Source organism: Micromonospora orduensis (assembly GCF_006228125.1).
GTDB classification, from domain to species: Bacteria; Actinomycetota; Actinomycetes; order Mycobacteriales; family Micromonosporaceae; genus Micromonospora; species Micromonospora orduensis.
On record NZ_VDFY01000130.1, the window covers coordinates 1 to 19,536 of the forward strand.

The window sequence follows — 19,536 nt, forward strand, 5'->3', positions numbered from 1 at the left end:
GGGCGCCGACGGCGTGCGCTCGGCGAACCGGCCGGCCGCCGCTCGGCGTACCGCCGCCGGTGGCGCCGTCAAGCGGCTCGCCGCACCCCATCCCCGTCGCTTCACCGGTCGGGCCACGGTGCTCTTCGCGGTGCTGATCGCGCTCGCCCTGGCGTACACCTACCCGGTGCGCGTCTACCTGGACCAGCAGGCCGACATCGAACGGATGGAGGCTGCGCAGGCGGTGCAGGAGGAGGAGATCGCCAAGCTCGCCGCCGAGGCCGCGAAGTGGCAGGACAAGGCGTTCATCGAGACCAAGGCCCGGGAACGGTTCTTCATGGGTCGACCGGGCGAGAAGATGATGGTTGTCCTGCACGATCCGGAGGGCGCCGCCCGCGACGCCGGGAAGTCGGCCGGTCCGGCCGCCCCGGCGGGTCCGGTCACCTGGTACGACACGCTGTGGTCGAGCGTGCAGGCGGCGGACAGCCAGCAGCCGGGCAAGTGACCAACCGACAAGCATCAGGAGAGATGGGCACCGTGACTGTCGTACCACCGCCGGAGCCGGCGGCGGATTCCGTACCTCCGCCGAAGCGGGAACCGGCCACGGAGGCCGACCTGGCCGCGGTGGCCGCGCAGCTCGGCCGCCCGCCCAGGGGCACCCGGGCGGTGGCGCACCGCTGCCCGTGCGGCCTGCCGGACGTGGTGGAGACGACGCCGCGCCTCGCCGACGGCACCCCGTTCCCGACGCTGTACTACCTGACCTGCCCCCGGGCCACCGCTGCGTGCAGCCGGCTGGAGTCGGCGGGGCTGATGAAGGAGATGGCGGACCGGCTGACGACGGATCCCGAGTTGGCCGCCCACTACCGGGCGGCACACGAGGACTACCTCGCCCGCCGGGAGGCGATCGGTACGGTCCCGGAGATCGCCGGCATCTCGGCCGGCGGTATGCCGGGTCGGGTGAAGTGCCTGCACGTGCACCTGGGGCACGCGTTGGGTGCCGGATCGGGTGTGAACCCGTTCGGCGACGAGACGCTGGAATTGGTCGAGCCCTGGTGGGCGGCCGGTCCGTGCGTGGACGTGCCTCCCGCCGAATGACAGCGCAGGTCGAGGGTCAGATCCTGGTGCGGCGGGCCCGCACCGGCGACGTGCGGGGCATCCGGCGGCTGGTCGACACGTACACCGACGACCGGCGTCTGCTCAGCAAGGCCACCGTCACCCTGTACGAGGACGTGCAGGAGTTCCGGGTGGCGGTCCGCGCCGAGGACGGCGTGGTGGTGGGCTGCGGCGCGCTGCACGTGATGTGGGAGGACCTGGCCGAGATCCGTACGGTGGCGGTGGATCCGTCCTGTCGGGGCCGGCGGATCGGTCACCGGCTGGTGGGTGAGCTGATCGACGCGGCCCGGGAGCTGGGCGTGGCCCGGATCTTCGTGCTCACCTTCGAGACGCGGTTCTTCGGCTCGTTCGGCTTCCGGGAGATCGACGGAGCTCCGGTGCCGCAGCCGGTGTACGAGCAGTTGCTGCGCTCGTACGACGAGGGTGTCGCGGAGTTCCTGGACCTGGAGCGGGTCAAGCCGAACACGCTTGGCAACACCCGGATGCTGCTGCGCCTGTGAGCGGCGCGGGTCGCGGGTTGTCGTAGGGTTGCCGGGTGACGACGCGTGTGGCGGCCATCGACTGCGGGACCAACTCGATCCGACTGCTGGTCGCCGACCTGCCCGACGCCTCGGCCGGGCCGCAGGCGCCGCTGGTCGACCTGACCCGGCGGATGGAGATCGTCCGGCTTGGGCAGGGCGTGGACCGGACCGGGCGGCTGGCGCCAGAGGCGATCGAGCGGACGCGGGTGGCGCTGGCGTCGTACGCCGCCGACATCGAGAAGTGGGGCGCCGAGCGGGTGCGGATGTGCGCCACCTCCGCCTCTCGGGACGCCGCCAACGCGGCCGACTTCACCGAGATGGTGCGGGCCACCCTCGGGGTCGCGCCGGAGGTGGTCAGCGGCGACGAGGAGGCCCGGCTGTCGTTCACCGGCGCGGTGCGCGGGCTGCCCGCCGACGCGAAGGAGCCGCTCCTGGTCGTCGACATCGGTGGCGGGTCGACCGAGTTCGTGGTGGGCGACCGGGCCGGCGGGGTGCGGGCGGCGATCTCGGTGGACATCGGCTGTGTCCGGATGACCGAGCGGCACCTGGCGGCTGACCCGCCGACGCCCCAGCAGGTCGCGGCCGCGCAGGCCGACATCGCGGCGGCGGTGGACCGGGCTCTCGCGGTGGTGCCCGGCCGGGAGGCCGCCACGCTTGTCGGCCTCGCCGGGTCCGTCACGACAGTGGTCGCCATCGCTCAGGGCCTTGAGGAGTACGACCCGGAGCGTATCCACCACGCCCGGGTGTCGTACGAGTCGGTGGCGCGGGTGACCGCGGATCTGCTGTCGCGCACCAGCGCGCAGCGGTTGGCGATCCCGGTGATGCACCCGGGCCGCGCCGACGTGATCGGCGCGGGCGCGCTGGTGCTCCGCGTGATCATGGAGCGGGCCGGGATGCCGTCGGTGGTCGCCTCCGAGCACGACATCCTCGACGGCATCGCCTGGAGCCTCCAGCCCGCATCGAACTGACGCGCGGTCGGCCGACGCGGACCTGCGTCGATCACCGCTTCGGCGCGTTCCGTTGACGGTACTTCGCACTGCACAGTAGTGTGCACTGCGTGGACACCACACAGTTGCTGAAGGGCGTGCTCGACCTCGCCGTCCTCGCCGTTCTCCGGGAGGAGGACGGCTACGGCTACGACATCCTGCGCCGGCTCCGCGAGGCCGGGCTGGAGGAGGTCGGCGACGCCTCGGTCTACGGGACGCTGCGCCGCCTCTTCGCCGCCGGCCTGCTCACCACGTACGTCGTGCCGAGCGAATCCGGGCCGCACCGTAAGTACTACGCGCTGAACGCCGCGGGGCGCGACCAGTTGACCCGCTCCGGCAAGCTCTGGCGCTCGTTCGCCACCACAATGGACAGTCTGCTCGACGATCGGGGGATGGCGGCATGACCGTCACGGAGCAGGAAATCACCGACTACGTGGCGCGGGTCCGGGCCGCACTGGCCGACCTGCCGCCCACCCAGCGCGACGAGCTGACCGAGGACCTGGCCGACCATCTCGCCGAGTTCGCCGCCGAGACCGACGGCACCCTCGTCGAGCGGTTGGGCGAGCCCGAGACGTACGCCGCCGAGCTGCGCGCCGCGGCCGGCGCGACCGGACGCGGCGGACGCAACCTGGACCAGCGGGTCGCATCCGCGGTGGTCCGGGTCCGCGCCCGGCTGCGCGTGCTCGACACCCGGCTCGGCCCGCTGCTGGGGTACGACACGGCGGGCGAGTTCCTGCGGTTGCTGCGGCCCGCCTGGTGGGTGCTGCGCGGCTACCTGGCGGCGATGCTGGTCACCGTGATCAGCACCGGGGGAGGCTTCGGTCTGCTGCCCCGATTCGGCGGCGAGCTGCTCGCCGGCCTGTTCATGCTTGCCGGCTTCGTGCTCGCGTCGATCTGGCTCGGCCGCCGCTCCGCCCAGCTGGCCGGCTGGCCACGGTGGGCGGTGCACGCCGGCAGCGTGGTGCTGGCGATCTTCGCGCTCGCCGCGGTCGGCAACGCGGAGGACCGGCTCGGCTACAACGACTACTACTACGACCAGACCTCGGTCGACAGTCAGTACAGCCAGGTTCGGGACGTCTTCGTCTACGACAGCGAGGGTCGCCTGGTGGAGAACGCCCGGCTGTTCGACCAGAACGGCAACCCGATCCGGCTGGGCTACCCGGACTGTTCCGGCCCCGTGGACCAGTACGGCAATCCGCTGCTGCGGCCCTACCCGTACTGCCTCGACCAGGCGCCCTTCGGTCACCGGGCGCCGGGCGCGGTCGTCCCGACACCGACCGGCACGCCGGAGCCCACCGAGACACCGTCGACGAACCCGACAGCGGCCGTCACGCCCCCGGCGACGCCCGGTACGCCCCCGGCGACGCCGACCGGTGAGCCGAGCCCGACGAGCTGACCGACGATGTGAACTGGATCATGTGACGGAAGCTGGGAAATAGCTGAACGGACGAGGCGAGCGGGACGGCACCGGAAATCAATGGTCGTTACGGTGTCGTCTGCTCATCAACCCCTCGGAAGGAACCCCCGTGTCAGAGCAGGTCGCACCGCCCCCCGCGCCCGACGCAGCACCGCCCCAGCCGGCCGCTGAGACGCAGCCCGCCGTCGAGACGCCGACGCCCCCGCCGGTCGAGCAGGAGGCGAAGAAGTCCGGTGCGAAGAAGGCGCTCGGCATCATCGGCGCGATCGTCGTGTTCCTCGTCATCGCCGGCCTGAAGTTCGGTGTCGGCTCGGCGATCGGCAACTACCTGAACAAGGACGAGACGGCCGACGCCAAGGCCGGTGACTGCATCGCCGAGCTTCCCGAGGTGACCGGCACCAAGGAGGAGGAGGTCGACGGCGCCAAGGTCGTCTCCTGCACCTCCACCGAGGCGGCGTACAACGTGGTCGGCCGGGTGGACGGTCAGACCGAGGCGCAGGCCAAGGCGCCCACCTCGTGTGACCAGTTCCTCAAGGAGGGCGACGAGGGCTACGTCTTCTACAACATCGAGCCGGGCAAGACGGGCTACGTGCTCTGCCTGACCAAGAAGGCCTGACGGCACATCGGCGCGGACGACGGCGGCGGGGAAGAATCCTCGCCGCCGTCGTCGTACCCAAGGTCACCGGCCGGCGAACAGGAGGTGAACGCCACTGTTCGCGCGTCTTCCCGACGGCCCCGCGGCGTGGCAGGCTACCGGCACGTAGGACCACTGGGCGACCAGCCAACGATGACTGACCGCTAGGAGGACGGCCGATGGGCGAGATGGTGCGCTACCGCAGCAACGGGGGCACGAGCGAGGGGTATCTCGCGATACCCGCGAGCGGCACGGCCAGTCCCGCCGTCATCGTCATCCAGGAATGGTGGGGCCTGGTGCCGCACATCCGCTCGGTGGCGGACCGGTTCGCCGAGGCCGGCTTCGTGGCGCTCGCCCCGGACTTCTACCACGGCGAGACCACAAGCGAGCCGGACGAGGCGCAGCGGCTGCTGATGGCGATGCGGATGGACGAGGCGGCGAAGGATATCGCCGGCGCGGCCGACTACCTCGCCGGACGGCCCGAGGTCACCGGCAAGGTCGGCGCCGTCGGCTTCTGCGCCGGCGGCAGCCTGGCCCTGTGGTCGGCCACCATCTCCGAGCGGATCGTCGCCGCCGCGGGCTTCTACCCGATGCTGCCGTGGGAGTCGATGCGCCCCGACTGGGCCGACTACGCAGGCAAGGCCGCCGTCATCCACTGCTCCGAAGAGGACGGCACCTCCACCGCCGACGGCGTACAGACCGCCCGCCGGGCCATCGAGGAGGCCGGTGGCACCTGCCACCTCTACGACTACCCGGGCACCTCGCACGCGTTCTTCAACGACGACCGGCCGGAGGCGTTCGACCAGCGTGCCGCCGCCAGCGCCTGGGCCCGGACCCTGGAACTCTTCCGGGCCAAGCTTGGCTGAGTCGCGTACCCCCGAGCAGGTGGTCGCCCGCGCAGCGCGGGCGACCGACCTGGCCGACCTCGACGCGGCCGTGAGCGACTGTTTCGCCTGCCCCCGGCTCGTCCAGTGGCGGGAGGAGGTGGCGCGCACCCGCCGTGCCTCCTTCCGCGACCAGGAGTACTGGGGTCGTCCGGTCCCGGGCTTCGGCACCGCCGACGCGCGGATCGCCATCCTCGGGCTTGCGCCGGCCGCGCACGGCGGAAACCGCACCGGCCGGATCTTCACCGGTGACCGCTCGGGCGACGTGCTGTTCGCCGCCCTGCACCGTGCCGGGCTCGCCAACCAGCCGACGAGCGTCGCCAGCGACGACGGGTTGGCCCTGCGCGACCTGCGGATCTTCTCGGCCGTCCGATGTGCGCCGCCGGACAACAAGCCCACGCCGGGTGAACGGGACACCTGCGCTCCCTGGCTGCACCGCGAGGTCACGCTGATCCGGCCCACCCTGCGCGTCGTGGTCGCCCTGGGCGCGTTCGCGTGGGCCGCGTGGTGGCCGGTGCTGCGCCAGGTGTACGGTCAGCGCCCGCCCAGCCCGCGACCGGCGTTCGGCCATGGGGCACACTGGTCCGCAACGGGCGCGCCGGATTTGCTCGGCTGCTACCACGTCAGCCAGCAGAACACCTTCACCGGGCGGCTGACACCAGAGATGCTGGACGATGTCTTCGGCCGGGCCAAGCAGTTGGCCGGAGTGGACTGAGAACGCGTGGGGCGGTGGCAATGACGGACAGTACGCGCCCGCCCACGCCGTACCCGGTTGCCGAGCAGGGGGTGCTGCGTCCGGCTGTCGGTCTGCTGCGCCGCTGGTGGCCGGTGGGCGTGATCGCCGTCCTGCTCGCCGGGGCCGCGCTGGCGTCCGGGAACTCGTCGATCGGGGCCAGCCGGATCCCGCCTGTGGAACAGGTGCCGTGGGTTCCGGAGTACCCGACGGCCGAGCCGCCACCGTCGATCCCGGTGGAGCCGCGCGACGCCGGAGAGGCCACCCAGGCGCACATCCCGCAGTGGATCGCGACAGTGGCGATGGTGCTGCTCGGGCTGGCCATCCTCGCCGCGCTCAGCTACCTCGGCTGGACCCTGCTGCGCGGTCTGCGGCGTCGTCGGGCGACCCGCGCGCTTCCCGCGCAGAGGTCCCGGCGTACGGCCGAGGGCACCGCCCGCGAGGTCGTCGCCGCCCTCGACGCCGGCCTGGTGGACCTCGACGACCAGGCCACCGACCCCCGGGTGGCGGTGATCGCCTGCTGGGTGCGTCTGGAGGAGGCCGCCGCCACGGCAGGTGTTCCCCGGCGTACCGGCGACACCCCCACCGACCTGGTCAGCCGGCTGCTGCGCGGCGACCCGGACGCGGGCGTGCCGGCGATCGTCAGCGCCGACGTGCTGGCCGAGCTGGCATACGTCTACCGGGAGGCCCGATACGCCACCCGCCTGGTCGACGAACGCACCCGCGACCAGGCCCGCGCCGCGCTGCGCCGGTTGCGCGGCGAACTGACGACGGCGGTGGGCTCATGAGCAGCACCAGCATCGACGACCTGCTCGCCTTCGAGGAGGAGGCGGCGCCGGCCGGCCCGCAGGAGCGCGGCTCCCGGGCCCGCCCGGTGCTGCGTTCGCTCGCGGTGGCCGCCGCGGTGGTCGCGGTGCTGCTCGTCGGCCTCCGCGCGGTCGGGCTCCAGGTCTCGCTGCCCGTGCTTGTCGCCGGAGTGCTCGCCGTGCTGGCGGTCCGTCGGGTCACCGCCCTGCTCGCGCCGCCACCCCCGCCGCCGCCCGCCGGTCGGATGTCCACCGGCGAGGAGGACGGCACCTACCGCTGGACATCCCGGGACGCTCTGCGCGCGGCGATCAACGGCTGGGAGCGGCCGTTGGACTGGTCGTCGGGCAACCGTGAGCGGTTCACCGAACGGATCCTGCCCCGCCTCGGCGAGCTGGCCGACGAGCGGCTGCGCCAGCGGCACGGCCTCACCCGCGAATCCGATCCGACCCGCGCCCAGGCGCTGCTCGGTGACCAGCTCTGGAGCTTCCTCACCACCCCCTCCCGCCGCCCCCCGTCGCCGCGCGACGTCGCGGCGATCGTCGCCGAACTGGAGAAGATCTGATGAACGACGTGGACCGGACCATGCCCGCCGCCGAGGTCGGCCACCTGGCGCGGGCGGTGCTGGACGCGGTCGGCACCGTCGTGGTCGGCAAGCGGGACGCGTTGGAGCTGGTCCTCGCCGGCATCCTGGCCGGTGGGCACGTGCTCCTGGAGGACCTGCCGGGGCTCGGCAAGACGCTCACCGCGCGCTCCTTCGCCCAGGCCCTCGGGCTGGACTTCCGCCGCCTCCAGTTCACCCCGGACCTGCTGCCCGCCGACGTCACCGGTTCGTTCCTGTACGACCAGCGCAACGGCGACTTCACCTTCCGGGCCGGGCCGGTCTTCACCAACCTGCTCCTCGCCGACGAGATCAACCGGACGCCGCCGAAGACCCAGTCCGCGCTGCTGGAGGCGATGCAGGAGAAGCAGGTCTCGGTGGAGGGGGTGACGTACAAGCTGGACGAGCCGTTCCACGTCCTGGCGACCGCAAACCCCATCGAGTACGAGGGCACGTACCCGCTGCCCGAGGCGCAGCTGGACCGTTTCCTGCTGCGGGTCTCCTTCGGCTACCCCGAGGGCGACGAGGAGTGGGAGGTGCTGCGTCGCCGGATGAGCCGCCGCCGCGAGGAGGCCGACATCAAGCCGGTGGTCGACGCGGCCACCCTGCGGACGATGCAGGCCGCCCTGGAGGACGTGGTGGTGGAGGACTCCATCGGTCGGTACATCGTGGCCCTCACCGCGGCCACCCGGGAACACCCGTCGGTGCTGGTCGGCGCCTCGCCCCGTGGCTCGCTGGCGTTGCTGCTGCTGGCCCGGGTCCGCGCGGTGTTCGGCGGCCGGGACTACGTCGTGCCGGAGGACGTCAAGGAGGTGGCGGCGCCCGCGCTCGCGCACCGGATCACGCTGCGCCCGGAGATGTGGCTGCGCCGCGTCGACCCGGCGTTCGTGGTCGGTGAGGTGCTGGACGCCACGCCCGCGCCGGCCAGCGGTGCGCTGCCGAGCTACGCCGCCGGCGGGCCCCGGCGCTGATGACCGGATCGACAGTGCCGCACGCTGCCGAGCCGGAGCCGGCCCCCGGCTGGGCGCCCACCCGGGCGCTCGGCCGGGCGGTGCTGCTCGCCGGCCTGCTGCTGGTGGCGGGGGTGCTGCTGGGGCGGGTCGACCTGATCGTCCTGGCCGCGCCGTTCGCGCTGGGCACCGCGTACGCGCTGCGCCGCCGACCCACCGCGCTGCCGCAGGTCTGGATCAACCCCGGTGACGACGGGCCGCTGGTCGAGGGCGGCGATGTGGCGGCGGCGGTGAGCGTCGGCAACCCGGACACGGTCGACTACGACCTGGTGGTGGTGCGGTCCCGGGTCTCGCCGTGGCTGCGGATCGACCGGGCCGGCTTCGCCGGGTCCGTCGACGACGCGCCGGCGGCCGATGCCACCGCGACGGGCGGCGCCGGTCGGTCCGCCGCGGACCGGCCGTTCGTGACGTCGGTGCCCACCGGCGCGGCCGTGGACCTGGAACTCGCCGGCCGGGCCCTGCGCTGGGGCCGGCATCCGGTCGGCCCGGCCGGAGCCCGGGTCGCCACGGCGGGTGGCCTGCTGGTCTCCCGCGCGGTGATCACCGCGCCGGTCGGGGTGCGCGTCTACCCGCGCACGGAGCCGTTCGAGGCGGTGGAGGCGATGCCGCGGGCGGCCGGCCTGGTCGGGGCGCACCACTCCCGCCGGCCCGGCGAGGGCGGTGAGCTGGCCGGCGTACGGATCTTCGCTCCCGGTGACCGGCTGCGCCGCATCGACTGGCGGGTGTCGCTGCGCGCCCGGCAACTGCACGTGGCGGCCACCCTCTCCGACCGGGACGCCGAGGTGGTGGTGCTGCTCGACGTGCTCGCCGAGGCCGGTCGATCCGGCGGGGTGGGCGGTGCCGCCTCGGTGCTGGACACCACCGTGCGGGCCACCGCCGCGATCGCCGAGCACTACCTGCACCGTGGCGACCGGGTGTCGTTGCTGGAGTACGGGCCGGGGGCGCGACGGTTGCGCCCCGCCGCCGGTCGCCGGCAGTACCTGACGGTGCTGGAGTGGCTGCTCGACGTCCGCGCCGACTCCTCCCCGCACGAGCCGTACGACCAGGTGTTCGGCCCGCAACTGCTCTCCTCGGACGCGCTGGTGGTGGTGCTCACGCCGCTGCTGGACGAACGCTCGGCGCAGATGCTGGCCCGGCTGGCCCGCGCCGGGCGGTTCGTGGTGGCGGTCGACACGCTGCCGACCGACCTGACGCCGCCGAAGGACAGGGGCTGGGCGGAGGTGGCGTACCGGCTGTGGCGACTGGACCGGGAGACCATGATCGGCCAGTTGCGGGAGCACGGCGTTCCGGTGGTGCGGTGGGCCGGCGCCGGCAGCCTGGACCAGGTGTTGCGTGACGTGGCCCGCCTGGCCACGGCTCCGAGGGTGGGTGGCCGGTGAACGCCGTCGCCGAGCGGGTCCGGGCGGCCCAGGCCGCTTTCGGCCGGATCAGTCTCGTACCGCTGCTGGTTCGCGGCGGGATCTTCGTCACAGTGCTCGCCGGGTTTGCGCTGGCGTTCCCCGCCGAGGTGCTGCCCGGCCGGCCGTTGCTCTTCCTGACGGTGGCCGCGCTGCTGCCGTTGGTGGGGCCCCGGCGCATCTGGTCGACCTTCGCGGCGCTCCTCACGGTGGGTGGCTGGCTGCTCGCCACCGACGGGTACGGCCGACCGGTGGCGCTGTGGCGGCTGCTCGCCATCGCCGCGCTGCTCTACCTGGGGCACACCCTGTGCGCGCTTGCCGCGCTGCTGCCCTACGACGCCGTGGTCGACCCGGAACTGGTCGTCAGTTGGCTGCTGCGGGCGGGCGCGGTGCTGCTGGGTTCGGCGGTGCTCGCGGTACTGCTGGTGCAGGTGGCGGGCCTGGGTGGCGAGACCGGCCACCAGTGGGTCACCGTGCTCGGCCTGCTGGTCGCGGTGGGCACGTCCGCGTTGCTGGGCTGGCTGCTGCGGCGCAGGTAGCCCGGTGGGGCGGCAGGGTTACGCAGGTCACAGGGGTTGTGCTCCATCACAGATGAGGGGCGCGAGCGGGATTACCTGAGCAGGCCGGGGAAAGATAGATGACGTGAATCCGAAGCGGATCCTTGTGGTGGGTGCCGGGCACGTCGGCTTGTACGCCGCCCTGCGCCTGTCGAAGAAGCTCAGCTCCCGTGAGGCTGAGGTCATCGTGGTGGACCCCCAGCCGCACATGACCTACCAGCCGTTCCTGCCCGAGGCTGCGGCGGGCAACATCTCCCCTCGGCACTCCGTGGTGCCGCTGCGGCGGGAGTTGCGCCGGTGCAAGGTGGTGGCCGGCACGGTCACCCGCATCGAGCACGAGCGCAAGGTGGCCACCGTGCAGCCGATCATCGGGCCCGCCCGGGAGATCGCGTACGACCACGTGATCGTGGCGCCGGGCTCGGTGTCCCGGACGCTGCCGATCCCCGGCCTGCACGAGCAGGGCATCGGCTTCAAGACCATCGGCGAGGCGATCTACCTCCGCAACCACGTCCTGGACCGGCTCGACGTCGCCGCCGTCACCCCGGACCCGGACGTCCGCCGATCGGCGCTGACCTTCACCTTCGTCGGCGGTGGGTACGCCGGCATCGAGGCGCTCGCCGAGATGGAGGACATGGCCCGCGACGCGCTGCGCTACTACCCGGAGCTGAAGCCGGAGGACATGCGCTGGGTGCTCGTCGAGGCGACCCAGCGGGTGCTGCCCGAGGTGGATCGGGACATGGGCGCCTACACGGTGCAGCAGTTGCTCAAGCGGAACATGGACATCCGGCTGGACACCCGGCTGGAGTCCTGCGTCGACGGCGTGGTCAAGCTGTCCGACGGTGACAGCTTCCGCTCCGACACGATCGTCTGGACCGCCGGCGTGAAGCCGTCGCCGATGCTGGACGCCACGGACTTCCCGCGCGACGAGCGCCGGCGGGTCACCTGCATCCCCACCCTCCAGGTGGTCGACGGTGACCGGGTGGTCGAGGGTGCGTGGAGTGCGGGCGACTGCGCCGCGGTGCCCGACCTCACCAAGGAGCCCGGCAACTTCTGCTCGCCGAGCGCCCAGCACGCGGTACGGCAGGCGGCGCGGATGGCCGACAACATCGCAAACGTGATCCGGGGCCGCGAGCCGGTCAACTACAAGCACAAGCACGTCGGCAGCGTGGCGAGCCTCGGCCTGCACAAGGGCGTCGCCCAGGTGTACGGCATCAAGATGACCGGCTGGCCGGCGTGGTTCATGCACCGTACGTACCACATGAGCCGGATCCCGTCGTTCAACCGCAAGGTCCGGGTGGTCGTCGACTGGTCGCTGGCGTTCTTCCTCAAGCGTGAGGTGGTCGCCCTGGGCCAGCTGCACGATCCGCGCGAGGAGTTCGTCGAGGCGTCCCAGCCGGTAGGCGCCCCCCGCGTCTGACCCGATCGACGACGAGGGGCCCTGCCGTGTCGGCGGGTCCCCTCGTCGTCTCCGGTCAGACCCGCCAGGTCCAGGCGTCGGCGATCCGGGTGGACGGGCCGTAGAGCTGTTCCAGGGTGGCTTTCAGGGCGTCCGCGTGGGGGGCGTCGTCGGCCAGCGCCACGCAGGACGCACCCCAGAAGTCGGCGTCCCGCGCGGCCTGTCGGCGCTGCTCGTCGCCGATGGCCGGCTGGTCGCCACGCCGTGCGACGTCCGCCAGCAGAGCCGAGGTGGGCTGCTTGAAGGTGCCCATCGCGGCGGTGCCGTCCCGCCCGTACGGGCCGATGAAGAACCCCTCGGGCATCCCGAACCCGGCGGCGGCGGCGGCCGCCCAGCGCATCGGCCACGGCTCCTTCGGTGTGGGCAGCGGGACCGGGACCAGCACCCCGCCGGGTTCTACGCACTGCCGCCAGTGCCCGCCGGTGATGAACTCCGGCACGGCGGGCCGCTCGGCGGTCGGCAGCGGCGTCGGGAAGATCGGCAGCAGCGCCGCGACCACGGCCAGCGGCACGAACCGTCGTACCCGACCGGTGCTGCCCAACGCACGGTCGACCGCGAGGACGAGGAGCGTCGCGACGATCGGCAGGAGCGCCAGGCCGAACCGCATGGGCAGCGCGCCGTCCACCACGGGCAGCCCGGCGAGCAGGGCGTACGGGCCGGGCAGCGCGGTACGGGTGCCGCCGAGCACCACCTCCGGGCCGAGCGACAGGGCCACCATGACGAGTCCTGCGGCGACGCAGGCCAGCACCAGTCGCCGTCGCCCGGCCCAGCAGGCGCAGGCCACGGCCGCCAGCAGCAGTGGCCAGCCGAGGAAGGTGTTGTACTCGGCCGGGCCGGTGGTGAGCCGCGCGGACTCGTCGCTGCCGAGCACCGACAGTGGGGAGACCATCCACCAGCTGCTCAGGTCGGCCGAGAAGTACGCGGGGCTGAACATGCCGTCGGCGACGCCCTGCGGCCCGGCGAACTGGAACCACAGCGGATAGCCGAGCACGAGGAGCGCCAGTCCGGCGGCGACCGCCAGCCCGGCGGCGAAGTTGGGCAACGCCCGCCGTGCCAGGTCCCGGTCCGTCACCGCGTAGCTGACCGCCATCACGAAGAGCGCGATGGCGGCGAGGAACAGCACCTCCTCGCCGACGAAGACCTGCACGGTGACCGCGGCGGCCAGTCCGGCCGCGGAGGTGAGGATCCGCCGCCGGTCCGGTCCGGCGAGCGTCGTCGCCCCGGGGTCGGACGCCCGCAGCAGCCGGACCACCAGCCAGACGATCACCGGTACCAGCCACTGGGCGGTCATGTGCAGGTGGCTGTTGGTCTGCGACACCATCCCGGGGCCGAACCCGCACAGCCCGCCGCCGAGCGCGGCGGCGAGCCGGCGGGCACGCAGGGTCCGGTGGAACAGCAGATACCAGGCGAGCGCGGTGCCGGCCAGGTTGGCGGCGGCCAGCAGGGCGAAGGTGACCGGGGCGCCGAGCAGCAGGGTGACCGGCGCGCAGACGACGCCGAGCGCGATGACCGTCGTGTTGGCCATCAGGTTGACCCCGTCCGGGGCGTTGAGCCGGTCGGTGAGCAGGCCGAAGTCGCCGAGCAGCGCTCGCGCGTCGACGGCCAGGAACCACTCGTAGAGGGCCTGGTCCTCCGGGTTGAGCGCGAGCGTGCGCCCGGCCGGGTCGGGCCACAGCCCGTGGGTGAGCCAGCCGGCGAGCACCACGAACAGCAGGACGGCCGGCAGGTCCGCCCGACGGCGGCGGACGGCAGCCAGCAGCCGGACGGCCAGGGGCCGGCGGTTGACCTGATCGGCGAGGCGCAGGGCCTGCTCAGGTGCGGCGTCGGGGGCCGTGGGGGCTGCGCTGCTCACGGCATCGACCCTAAACTGGCGAGCCCGTCGGGGTACGTCGGGTCGTCGCAGACCGGCTACGGTGACATTGCACCGCGCGTGTCGGCGCGCCGGTGCCACCCGCCCGGGTGGTGGAACGGCAGACACGGCCGCCTTAAAAGCGGCTGCCGAAAGGCGTGCGGGTTCGACCCCCGCCCCGGGCACCAGTCGACTCGGTACGCATCCTCATTCGTGATCACCGGGACTTGGCTGCGCCGTTTACTCTTGGAGGGCACGTTCACGTGCAAACGACCCCCTGAGGGAGGCCAGACAGTGAAGACCTCGAACCCGGTGCTCGCCCGGCTCGGCCAGGCGGCCGAGCGGGAGCGCTCCGCCGGGTACGCCCCGGCCGGGCCGTACGGACAGCCCGGCATTCCCCAGCAGTACCCCTCCCAGGCCGGTTACCCGGCCGCGCCGCCGGCCGTCGCACCCATGACTGTCGACGACGTGGTCGTCAAGACGGTCGCTCTGCTCGGCATCCTCGGCATCACCGCCGCGGCGGCCTGGGTGCTCGTGCCCGACTCGCTGGTCAGCACCGCCTGGATCGGCGCGGCGGTGGTCGGCCTGGTGCTCGGCTTGATCATCTCGTTCTCCCGGATGGCCAACCCGGCGCTGGTCATCGCGTACGCGGTCGTCGAGGGCGTCTTCGTCGGCATGGTCAGCAAGGCCTTCGAGACGCTCTACGACGGCATCGTGCTCCAGGCCGCCGTGGCGAGCTTCGGCATCTTCTTCCTGATGGCGATGCTCTACAAGGCGAAGGTCATCCGGGCCACCCCGGCCTTCGTCAAGGGCATGATCGCGGCGATGGTCGGCCTCTTCGCCGTCATGATGATCAACCTGGTGCTGGCGCTGTTCGGCGTCAACACGGGCCTGCGCGACGGCAGTCCGCTGGCCATCGGCTTCAGCCTCGTCTGCATCGTGGTCGCGTCGCTGAGCTTCGTGCTCAGCTTCAAGGAGATCGAGGACGGCGTCCGGATGGGCCTGCCGCAGCGCTACTCCTGGGTGGCCGCGTTCGGCATCCTGGTCAGCCTGGTCTGGCTCTACATCGAGATCCTGCGCCTGCTGAGCTACTTCCAGGGCGACGACTGACCTCGTCCGCACTGTCGACCGGCGCCCGCTCCCGCTCTCGCGGGGGCGGGCGCCGTCGTGCGCGCCGTTTGCCCGCCGCCGCCGGTCCGCCCGGGGCAGAGTGACTGCGAGGGGTACGCGGGCGAAGGAGGCGGCGGTGCGCAGCAACAACCCGGTGCTCAACCGGCTGGACGAGACCGGCCGGCTGGAGGCCCGGGTGCTCGGCGCCCGCGACGTCGAGCCGATGACTGTCGACGACGTGGTGGTCCGTACCGTCGGGTTGCTGCTCGTCACCGGGGTGGCCGCCGCGGTGTCCTGGGCGGTGATCCCCGACGCGGTGTGGCTGGGTGCCGCGCTGGCCGGCAGCGCGCTCGCCTCGATCGCGCTGGTCCTCGTCATCTCCCTGCGCGGGATCACCAACCCGGTGCCGATCGTCGGCTACGCCCTGCTCCAGGGGCTGCTGCTGGGGGTGGCCAGCCGGACCTTCGAGCAGGTCTATCCGGGCATCGTGGTGCAGGCGGTGGCCGGCACCTTCGGTGTCTTTCTCGGCATGGCGGCGCTCTACCGCGCCCGGATCATCCGGGCGACGCCCCGGCTGGCCCGTCTGGTGATCGGTACGCTGCTCGGCATCGCCGTGCTCAGCGTCGTCAACCTGGTGTCGTATCTGATCTCGGGACGGCCGGGGCTGGAGGTCTACAGCGCCAGCGGGGAGGTCGGCTGGCTGCCGTACGCCTTCTCGGTGGTGGCGATCATCGCCGGGGCGTTCAGCTTCATCCTCGACTTCGACCTCGTCGAGCGCTCGGTGCGCGACGGCCGACCCCGCCGGTACGCGTGGCTGAGCGCGTTCGGGCTGCTCACCGGGCTGGTGTTCCTGTACTGGCAGTTGCTGCGACTGCTCAGCTACCTGCGTCGCTGACCGGCCCGGCCCGGCGTGGCCCGTGCCGGTCGTAGACTCGGCGCCGATGAGCGCAACGGAGTTGGATCAGACCGTACGGCTGCTGGTCGGCCAGGTCGGGCACTGGGAGCAGCCACGCTGGGCGGCGACCGCGACCACCGGCAACGTGCCCCGCGCCGACCTGGTGCACCGGCTGGTGCAGGAGATCGCCAACCTGGCCGCCGACGCCGAGGGGCAGCCGCGCCGGGTGGTGCCGCGGCTCGACAACGACCTGGCCCTGCCCGACCAGCTGCGGGTGGTGACGGCCGACCTGCTGGCCGCCAGGCCTGGCGACGAGGTACTGGCGCGGGCCGCCGCCGAGGTGACGGCGACCCGCGGCGCGCTCTGAGGACAGCTCAGCTCAGCCGCTCCAGCACCATGGCCATGCCCTGCCCGCCGCCGACGCACATGGTCTCCAGGCCGATGGTCTTGTCGTGCCACTCCAGCGCGTTCAGCAGGGTGCCGGTGATCCGGGCGCCGGTCATGCCGAACGGGTGGCCGACGGCGATCGCGCCGCCCATCACGTTCAGCTTCTCCTCCGGGATGCCCAACTGGCGGTACGAGGGGATGACCTGCGCCGCGAACGCCTCGTTGATCTCGACGAGGTCGACGTCGTCGATTGTCATGCCGGCCCGCTTCAGCGCCTGCCGGGACGCCTCGACCGGCCCGAGGCCCATGATCTCCGGCGACAGGGCGGTCACGCCTGTGGAGACGATTCGGGCCAGCGGGGTCAGACCGAGCTCCTCGGCCCGCTGGGCGCTCATCACGACCACGGCGGCGGCGCCGTCGTTGAGCGGGCAGCAGTTGCCGGCGGTGATCCGGCCGTCCGGGCGGAACACCGGCTTCAGGCTGGCGACGGCGTCCAGGGTGACGCCGGCGCGCGGGCCGTCGTCGGTGTTGACCACCTTGCCGTCCGGCGTGGTGACCGGGGTGATCTCCCGGGCCCAGAAGCCGTCGGCGATGGCCTTCTCGGCGAGGTTCTGACTGCGGACGCCGAACTCGTCCATGTCGGCGCGGGTCACGTCGTACACCTGGGCCAGGTTCTCCGCGGTCTGCCCCATGGTCAGGTAGATGTCCGGCAGCTCGCCGGACTCGCGCGGGTCGGTCCACACCTCGGCGCCGCCCTGCGCGCGACGCTTCGAGCGCTCGGCGGCCTCCGCGAAGCGCGGGTTCTCCCAGCCGCCTCCGACCAGGGCCTGCGCCTCCGGCGGCAGACCGTCGGAGCTGCCCCGGGCGTACCGGGAGACCATCTCCACACCGGCGGAGACGAAGACGTCGCCCTCGCCGGCGCGGATCGCGTGCAGGGCCATCCGGGTGGTCTGGAGCGAGGACGCGCAGTAGCGGGTCAGCGTGGCGCCGGGCACGGTGTCGAGCCCGAGCAGGGTGGCCACCACGCGGGCCATGTTGAAGCCCTGCTCACCGCCGGGCAGGCCACACCCGAGGTAGATGTCGTCGATGGTGGTCGGATCGAGCTGGGGAATCTTGTCCAGTGCGGCCTGGACGATGGTCGCGGCGAGGTCGTCGGAGCGGACGTCGCGCAGGGACCCCTTGTGCGCCCGGCCGATGGGGGAGCGGGCGGTGGCGACGATGACAGCGTCGCGGGACGACTCAATCGGCATGGACCAACGTTAACCCGCCGGTAACATGGCGGGAAGAAGCGAGCGCGGCGGGAAATGTCACCCCGCCCCGGGCCTAACGCCGGGAGGCGACCGCGGCCGCCGCCGCGACGGCGGGCAGCAGCGCGTGCGCCCACACCCGGTAGCCGTCGGCCGAGGGGTGGAAACCGTCGTGGCAGAGCGTCCCCGCGTCGGCCCGGAACACCGGCCCGGTCTCGGTGGCCAGGTCGACCACGCTCCCGCCGGCGTCCAGCACGGCCGTGGTCTGCGCGTGGGCCATCCGCCGGCCGGACCAGCCGATGATCTGACGCAGCGGTGGGGCGATGGCTCGTATCGCACCGAGATCGGGGCACGTGCCCACCACCACCTCGACCCGCGCCTCGCGCAGCCGGTGCACCGCCGACCCCAGGTACGCCGCCGCGTCGGCGGGCCGGCGCATCGCGGTGGCGTCGTTCGCGCCGATCAGGATCAACGCCACGTCGGGCCGCTCGCCGAGCAGGGCACGGGCCACCTGGGTGGCCAGGTCCGTCGAGCGGGAACCGGAGACTCCGACGCTGGACAGGTGCACCAGGCGGCCGGCCGGACCCTCGGCGAGCAGATGAGCCAACTGACCGCCGATGGTGTCCTCCAGGCGGTCCACGCCCACGCCCAGGGCCGACGAGTCGCCGAGCAGCACCAGCCGCAGCGGCGGCGCACCGGCCCGGCCGATCGTGGCGCGCAAGGCCAGCCCCAGCTCCGGCTGCGCGTACCGCCGGTGACGGGCGACGAACGCCTCACCGGCCAGGACGGCGGCACCGCCCACCGTGCCGGCGAGCAGCGAGAGTGCCGCCGCCCGCCCCACTCGGCCGGGGAGGCCGGCGGTCACGTCCCGCCCGCTGCGCTCGTTCATGCCAGTCCCTCCACTGTCGAGGTGTCCGGGGCGGAGCCGCGCTGCGGCACCGCGCCGACACCGAAGAACGCCCGGCGGCGCAGCTGCGCCCACCGACCGGCCGGTCCTCGGTCGTGGCCCCGGACCTGGGTGCCGCTGACCTCGGTGCCGGCGTGCCGGGCCGCCTCCTGCGCGGCCTCAGGCAGCGACCGTACGCCCTCGCCGCGCGCCTGTGTAGCCCGTCGTTCCTGCCCCGCGCCGAGTGCCGAGAGCATCGTCGGTAGGAGGGCGGCGGCGGCCATCGCGTACCCCTCGGCGGAGGGATGGAACCGGTCCCAGGCGAACATCCGGGCCGGCTCGGCGGCGAACCGGGGGCCGAGCAGGTCACCGAGGGAGACCGTCCAGCCGCCCGCCTCGACCACCGCCACCGTCTGGGCGGCGGCGAGCTGTCGGCTCCAGCGGCGCGCCAGCCAGCGCAGCGGTGGTTGGATCGGCCGGATCGCGCCCAGGTCGGGGCAGGTGCCGACGACCACCTCGCACCCCGCCTCCCGCAGGGTGCGCACCGCCTCGACCAGGTAACGCACGGCAAGACCGCGCGGCGTGCGGTTGGTGATGTCGTTGCCGCCGATGAGGATCACCGCGATGTCCGGGTGGTGCTCCAACGCCGCCTCCACCTGGTGCCGCAGCGCCGACGAGATGGCACCGACCACCGCGAAGCGGTGCAGTTGCACCGGTCGGTGCAGCCGACGCGACAGACCGGTGGCGAGCAGCGCGCCCGGCGTCTCCCGGCGGCGGTGCACCCCGTAGCCGGCCGCCGACGAGTCGCCGAGCACGACCATGGTGAGCGCGGGGCCGGGGAACTTCGCGCCGTACACCCCGTCGCAGCGCGGCGGCGGCGCCTCGGCCATCGGGATGGTGCGCCGGGCCTGCCGGGCCTGGCCGAGCAGCACCCCGCCGGTGGCCACAGCGGCCGCCGCGGTGGCGCCCGTCCAGATGGCCGCCAGGCGGGCGACCCGCCGGGCTTGTCGCCAGCGCGGACCAACGGGTACGACGAAACCAGCCACCCCCATACAGCGACATTATCGCGC

Annotated in this window: 22 protein-coding genes and 1 tRNA gene; 19 read left to right on the forward strand and 4 right to left on the reverse strand. The window is 73.1% G+C overall.

The annotated features are described in order from the left end of the window. From FHG89_RS10220 to FHG89_RS10290, 15 genes are all read left to right on the forward strand, one after another. Nucleotides 1-484 (forward strand): FtsB family cell division protein (locus tag FHG89_RS10220; RefSeq protein WP_139584134.1); only part of this gene is annotated, 484 nt, incomplete at its 5' end. A 32-nt stretch (nt 485-516) separates the two neighbouring features. Beyond that, nucleotides 517-1,074 carry a DUF501 domain-containing protein gene (locus tag FHG89_RS10225; protein ID WP_139584176.1) on the forward strand — a complete coding sequence of 186 codons (558 nt, stop codon included), beginning with the start codon at nt 517-519 and terminating at the stop codon, nt 1,072-1,074. Beyond that, nucleotides 1,071-1,592: an amino-acid N-acetyltransferase gene (locus FHG89_RS10230; protein WP_139584135.1), complete on the forward strand. Its 522-nt coding sequence runs from the start codon at nt 1,071-1,073 to the stop codon at nt 1,590-1,592. Before FHG89_RS10225 ends, FHG89_RS10230 begins: the two co-directional genes overlap by 4 nt. 47 nt (nt 1,593-1,639) lie before the next feature. Then, nucleotides 1,640-2,581: a Ppx/GppA phosphatase family protein gene (locus FHG89_RS10235; RefSeq protein ID WP_139584177.1), complete on the forward strand. Its 942-nt coding sequence runs from the start codon at nt 1,640-1,642 to the stop codon at nt 2,579-2,581. Nucleotides 2,582-2,670: 89 nt separating this feature from the next. Beyond that, on the forward strand, nt 2,671-3,003 hold the full coding sequence (locus FHG89_RS10240; RefSeq protein ID WP_089017691.1) for a PadR family transcriptional regulator: 333 nt from the start codon (nt 2,671-2,673) through the stop codon (nt 3,001-3,003). Then, nucleotides 3,000-3,995, forward strand: a complete 996-nt coding sequence (locus FHG89_RS10245; protein WP_139584136.1) for an HAAS signaling domain-containing protein — start codon at nt 3,000-3,002, stop codon at nt 3,993-3,995. The genes FHG89_RS10240 and FHG89_RS10245 overlap by 4 nt, the downstream gene beginning before the upstream one ends. A 130-nt stretch (nt 3,996-4,125) precedes the next feature. Continuing rightward, entirely contained in the window at nt 4,126-4,632 is a 507-nt protein-coding gene (locus FHG89_RS10250) for an LppU/SCO3897 family protein (RefSeq protein WP_139584137.1), read from the forward strand. A 197-nt stretch (nt 4,633-4,829) separates the two neighbouring features. After that, a complete protein-coding gene (locus FHG89_RS10255) occupies nt 4,830-5,516 on the forward strand; it encodes a dienelactone hydrolase family protein (RefSeq protein WP_139584138.1) in 687 nt (228 codons plus the stop codon). 19 nt (nt 5,517-5,535) lie between these two features. Continuing rightward, on the forward strand, nt 5,536-6,249 hold the full coding sequence (locus FHG89_RS10260; protein ID WP_139584139.1) for a uracil-DNA glycosylase: 714 nt from the start codon (nt 5,536-5,538) through the stop codon (nt 6,247-6,249). A 20-nt stretch (nt 6,250-6,269) separates the two neighbouring features. Beyond that, on the forward strand, nt 6,270-7,055 hold the full coding sequence (locus FHG89_RS10265; RefSeq protein ID WP_139584140.1) for a DUF4129 domain-containing protein: 786 nt from the start codon (nt 6,270-6,272) through the stop codon (nt 7,053-7,055). Then, nucleotides 7,052-7,636 carry a hypothetical protein gene (locus FHG89_RS10270; protein WP_139584141.1) on the forward strand — a complete coding sequence of 195 codons (585 nt, stop codon included), beginning with the start codon at nt 7,052-7,054 and terminating at the stop codon, nt 7,634-7,636. Before FHG89_RS10265 ends, FHG89_RS10270 begins: the two co-directional genes overlap by 4 nt. Then, complete coding sequence (locus tag FHG89_RS10275; RefSeq protein WP_139584142.1) at nt 7,636-8,643, forward strand: AAA family ATPase; 1,008 nt, start codon at nt 7,636-7,638, stop codon at nt 8,641-8,643. The genes FHG89_RS10270 and FHG89_RS10275 overlap by 1 nt, the downstream gene beginning before the upstream one ends. Then, entirely contained in the window at nt 8,643-10,061 is a 1,419-nt protein-coding gene (locus FHG89_RS10280; protein WP_139584143.1) for a DUF58 domain-containing protein, read from the forward strand. Before FHG89_RS10275 ends, FHG89_RS10280 begins: the two co-directional genes overlap by 1 nt. Beyond that, complete coding sequence (locus FHG89_RS10285; protein WP_139584144.1) at nt 10,058-10,618, forward strand: hypothetical protein; 561 nt, start codon at nt 10,058-10,060, stop codon at nt 10,616-10,618. Before FHG89_RS10280 ends, FHG89_RS10285 begins: the two co-directional genes overlap by 4 nt. 103 nt (nt 10,619-10,721) lie before the next feature. Continuing rightward, a complete protein-coding gene (locus FHG89_RS10290; RefSeq protein ID WP_139584145.1) occupies nt 10,722-12,053 on the forward strand; it encodes an NAD(P)/FAD-dependent oxidoreductase in 1,332 nt (443 codons plus the stop codon). A 55-nt stretch (nt 12,054-12,108) separates the two neighbouring features. On the opposite strand, the gene FHG89_RS10295 is transcribed toward FHG89_RS10290, so the two are convergent. Beyond that, the gene (locus FHG89_RS10295) at nt 12,109-13,944 is read right to left on the reverse strand and encodes a hypothetical protein (protein ID WP_139584146.1); all 1,836 of its coding nucleotides are present in this window, start codon (nt 13,942-13,944) and stop codon (nt 12,109-12,111) included. A 101-nt stretch (nt 13,945-14,045) separates the two neighbouring features. Between FHG89_RS10295 and FHG89_RS10300 the strand changes: the two genes are divergently transcribed. The 4 genes from FHG89_RS10300 (at nt 14,046) to FHG89_RS10315 (ending at nt 16,313) form a co-directional block, all read left to right on the forward strand. After that, nucleotides 14,046-14,129: transfer RNA gene (locus FHG89_RS10300), tRNA-Leu, on the forward strand. Between the two features lie 106 nt (nt 14,130-14,235). Beyond that, nucleotides 14,236-15,051, forward strand: a complete 816-nt coding sequence (locus FHG89_RS10305) for a Bax inhibitor-1/YccA family protein (protein ID WP_139584147.1) — start codon at nt 14,236-14,238, stop codon at nt 15,049-15,051. Nucleotides 15,052-15,187: 136 nt separating this feature from the next. Further along, a complete protein-coding gene (locus FHG89_RS10310) occupies nt 15,188-15,946 on the forward strand; it encodes a Bax inhibitor-1/YccA family protein (RefSeq protein ID WP_139584148.1) in 759 nt (252 codons plus the stop codon). A 46-nt stretch (nt 15,947-15,992) separates the two neighbouring features. Further along, entirely contained in the window at nt 15,993-16,313 is a 321-nt protein-coding gene (locus tag FHG89_RS10315; protein WP_139584149.1) for a hypothetical protein, read from the forward strand. Between the two features lie 7 nt (nt 16,314-16,320). On the opposite strand, the gene FHG89_RS10320 is transcribed toward FHG89_RS10315, so the two are convergent. From FHG89_RS10320 to FHG89_RS10330, 3 genes are all read right to left on the reverse strand, one after another. Further along, the gene (locus FHG89_RS10320; RefSeq protein WP_139584150.1) at nt 16,321-17,583 is read right to left on the reverse strand and encodes an acetyl-CoA C-acetyltransferase; all 1,263 of its coding nucleotides are present in this window, start codon (nt 17,581-17,583) and stop codon (nt 16,321-16,323) included. A 73-nt stretch (nt 17,584-17,656) separates the two neighbouring features. Beyond that, a complete protein-coding gene (locus tag FHG89_RS10325; RefSeq protein WP_139584151.1) occupies nt 17,657-18,469 on the reverse strand; it encodes an SGNH/GDSL hydrolase family protein in 813 nt (270 codons plus the stop codon). Next, nucleotides 18,466-19,518 (reverse strand): SGNH/GDSL hydrolase family protein, encoded by a 1,053-nt coding sequence (locus FHG89_RS10330; RefSeq protein ID WP_139584152.1) that lies wholly within the window; start codon nt 19,516-19,518, stop codon nt 18,466-18,468. Before FHG89_RS10330 ends, FHG89_RS10325 begins: the two co-directional genes overlap by 4 nt. Between the last annotated feature and the right edge of the window lie 18 nt (nt 19,519-19,536).

Coding starts and splice junctions, on each gene's coding strand:
- FHG89_RS10230 (WP_139584135.1), top strand. CDS start 1,071: ATGACAGCGCAGGTCGAGGGTCAGATCCTGGTGCGGCGGGCCCGCACC.
- FHG89_RS10245 (WP_139584136.1), top strand. CDS start 3,000: ATGACCGTCACGGAGCAGGAAATCACCGACTACGTGGCGCGGGTCCGG.
- FHG89_RS10255 (WP_139584138.1), top strand. CDS start 4,830: ATGGGCGAGATGGTGCGCTACCGCAGCAACGGGGGCACGAGCGAGGGG.
- FHG89_RS10265 (WP_139584140.1), top strand. CDS start 6,270: ATGACGGACAGTACGCGCCCGCCCACGCCGTACCCGGTTGCCGAGCAG.
- FHG89_RS10270 (WP_139584141.1), top strand. CDS start 7,052: ATGAGCAGCACCAGCATCGACGACCTGCTCGCCTTCGAGGAGGAGGCG.
- FHG89_RS10275 (WP_139584142.1), top strand. CDS start 7,636: ATGAACGACGTGGACCGGACCATGCCCGCCGCCGAGGTCGGCCACCTG.
- FHG89_RS10280 (WP_139584143.1), top strand. CDS start 8,643: ATGACCGGATCGACAGTGCCGCACGCTGCCGAGCCGGAGCCGGCCCCC.
- FHG89_RS10315 (WP_139584149.1), top strand. CDS start 15,993: ATGAGCGCAACGGAGTTGGATCAGACCGTACGGCTGCTGGTCGGCCAG.
- FHG89_RS10320 (WP_139584150.1), bottom strand. CDS start 17,583: ATGCCGATTGAGTCGTCCCGCGACGCTGTCATCGTCGCCACCGCCCGC.
- FHG89_RS10325 (WP_139584151.1), bottom strand. CDS start 18,469: ATGAACGAGCGCAGCGGGCGGGACGTGACCGCCGGCCTCCCCGGCCGA.
- FHG89_RS10330 (WP_139584152.1), bottom strand. CDS start 19,518: ATGGGGGTGGCTGGTTTCGTCGTACCCGTTGGTCCGCGCTGGCGACAA.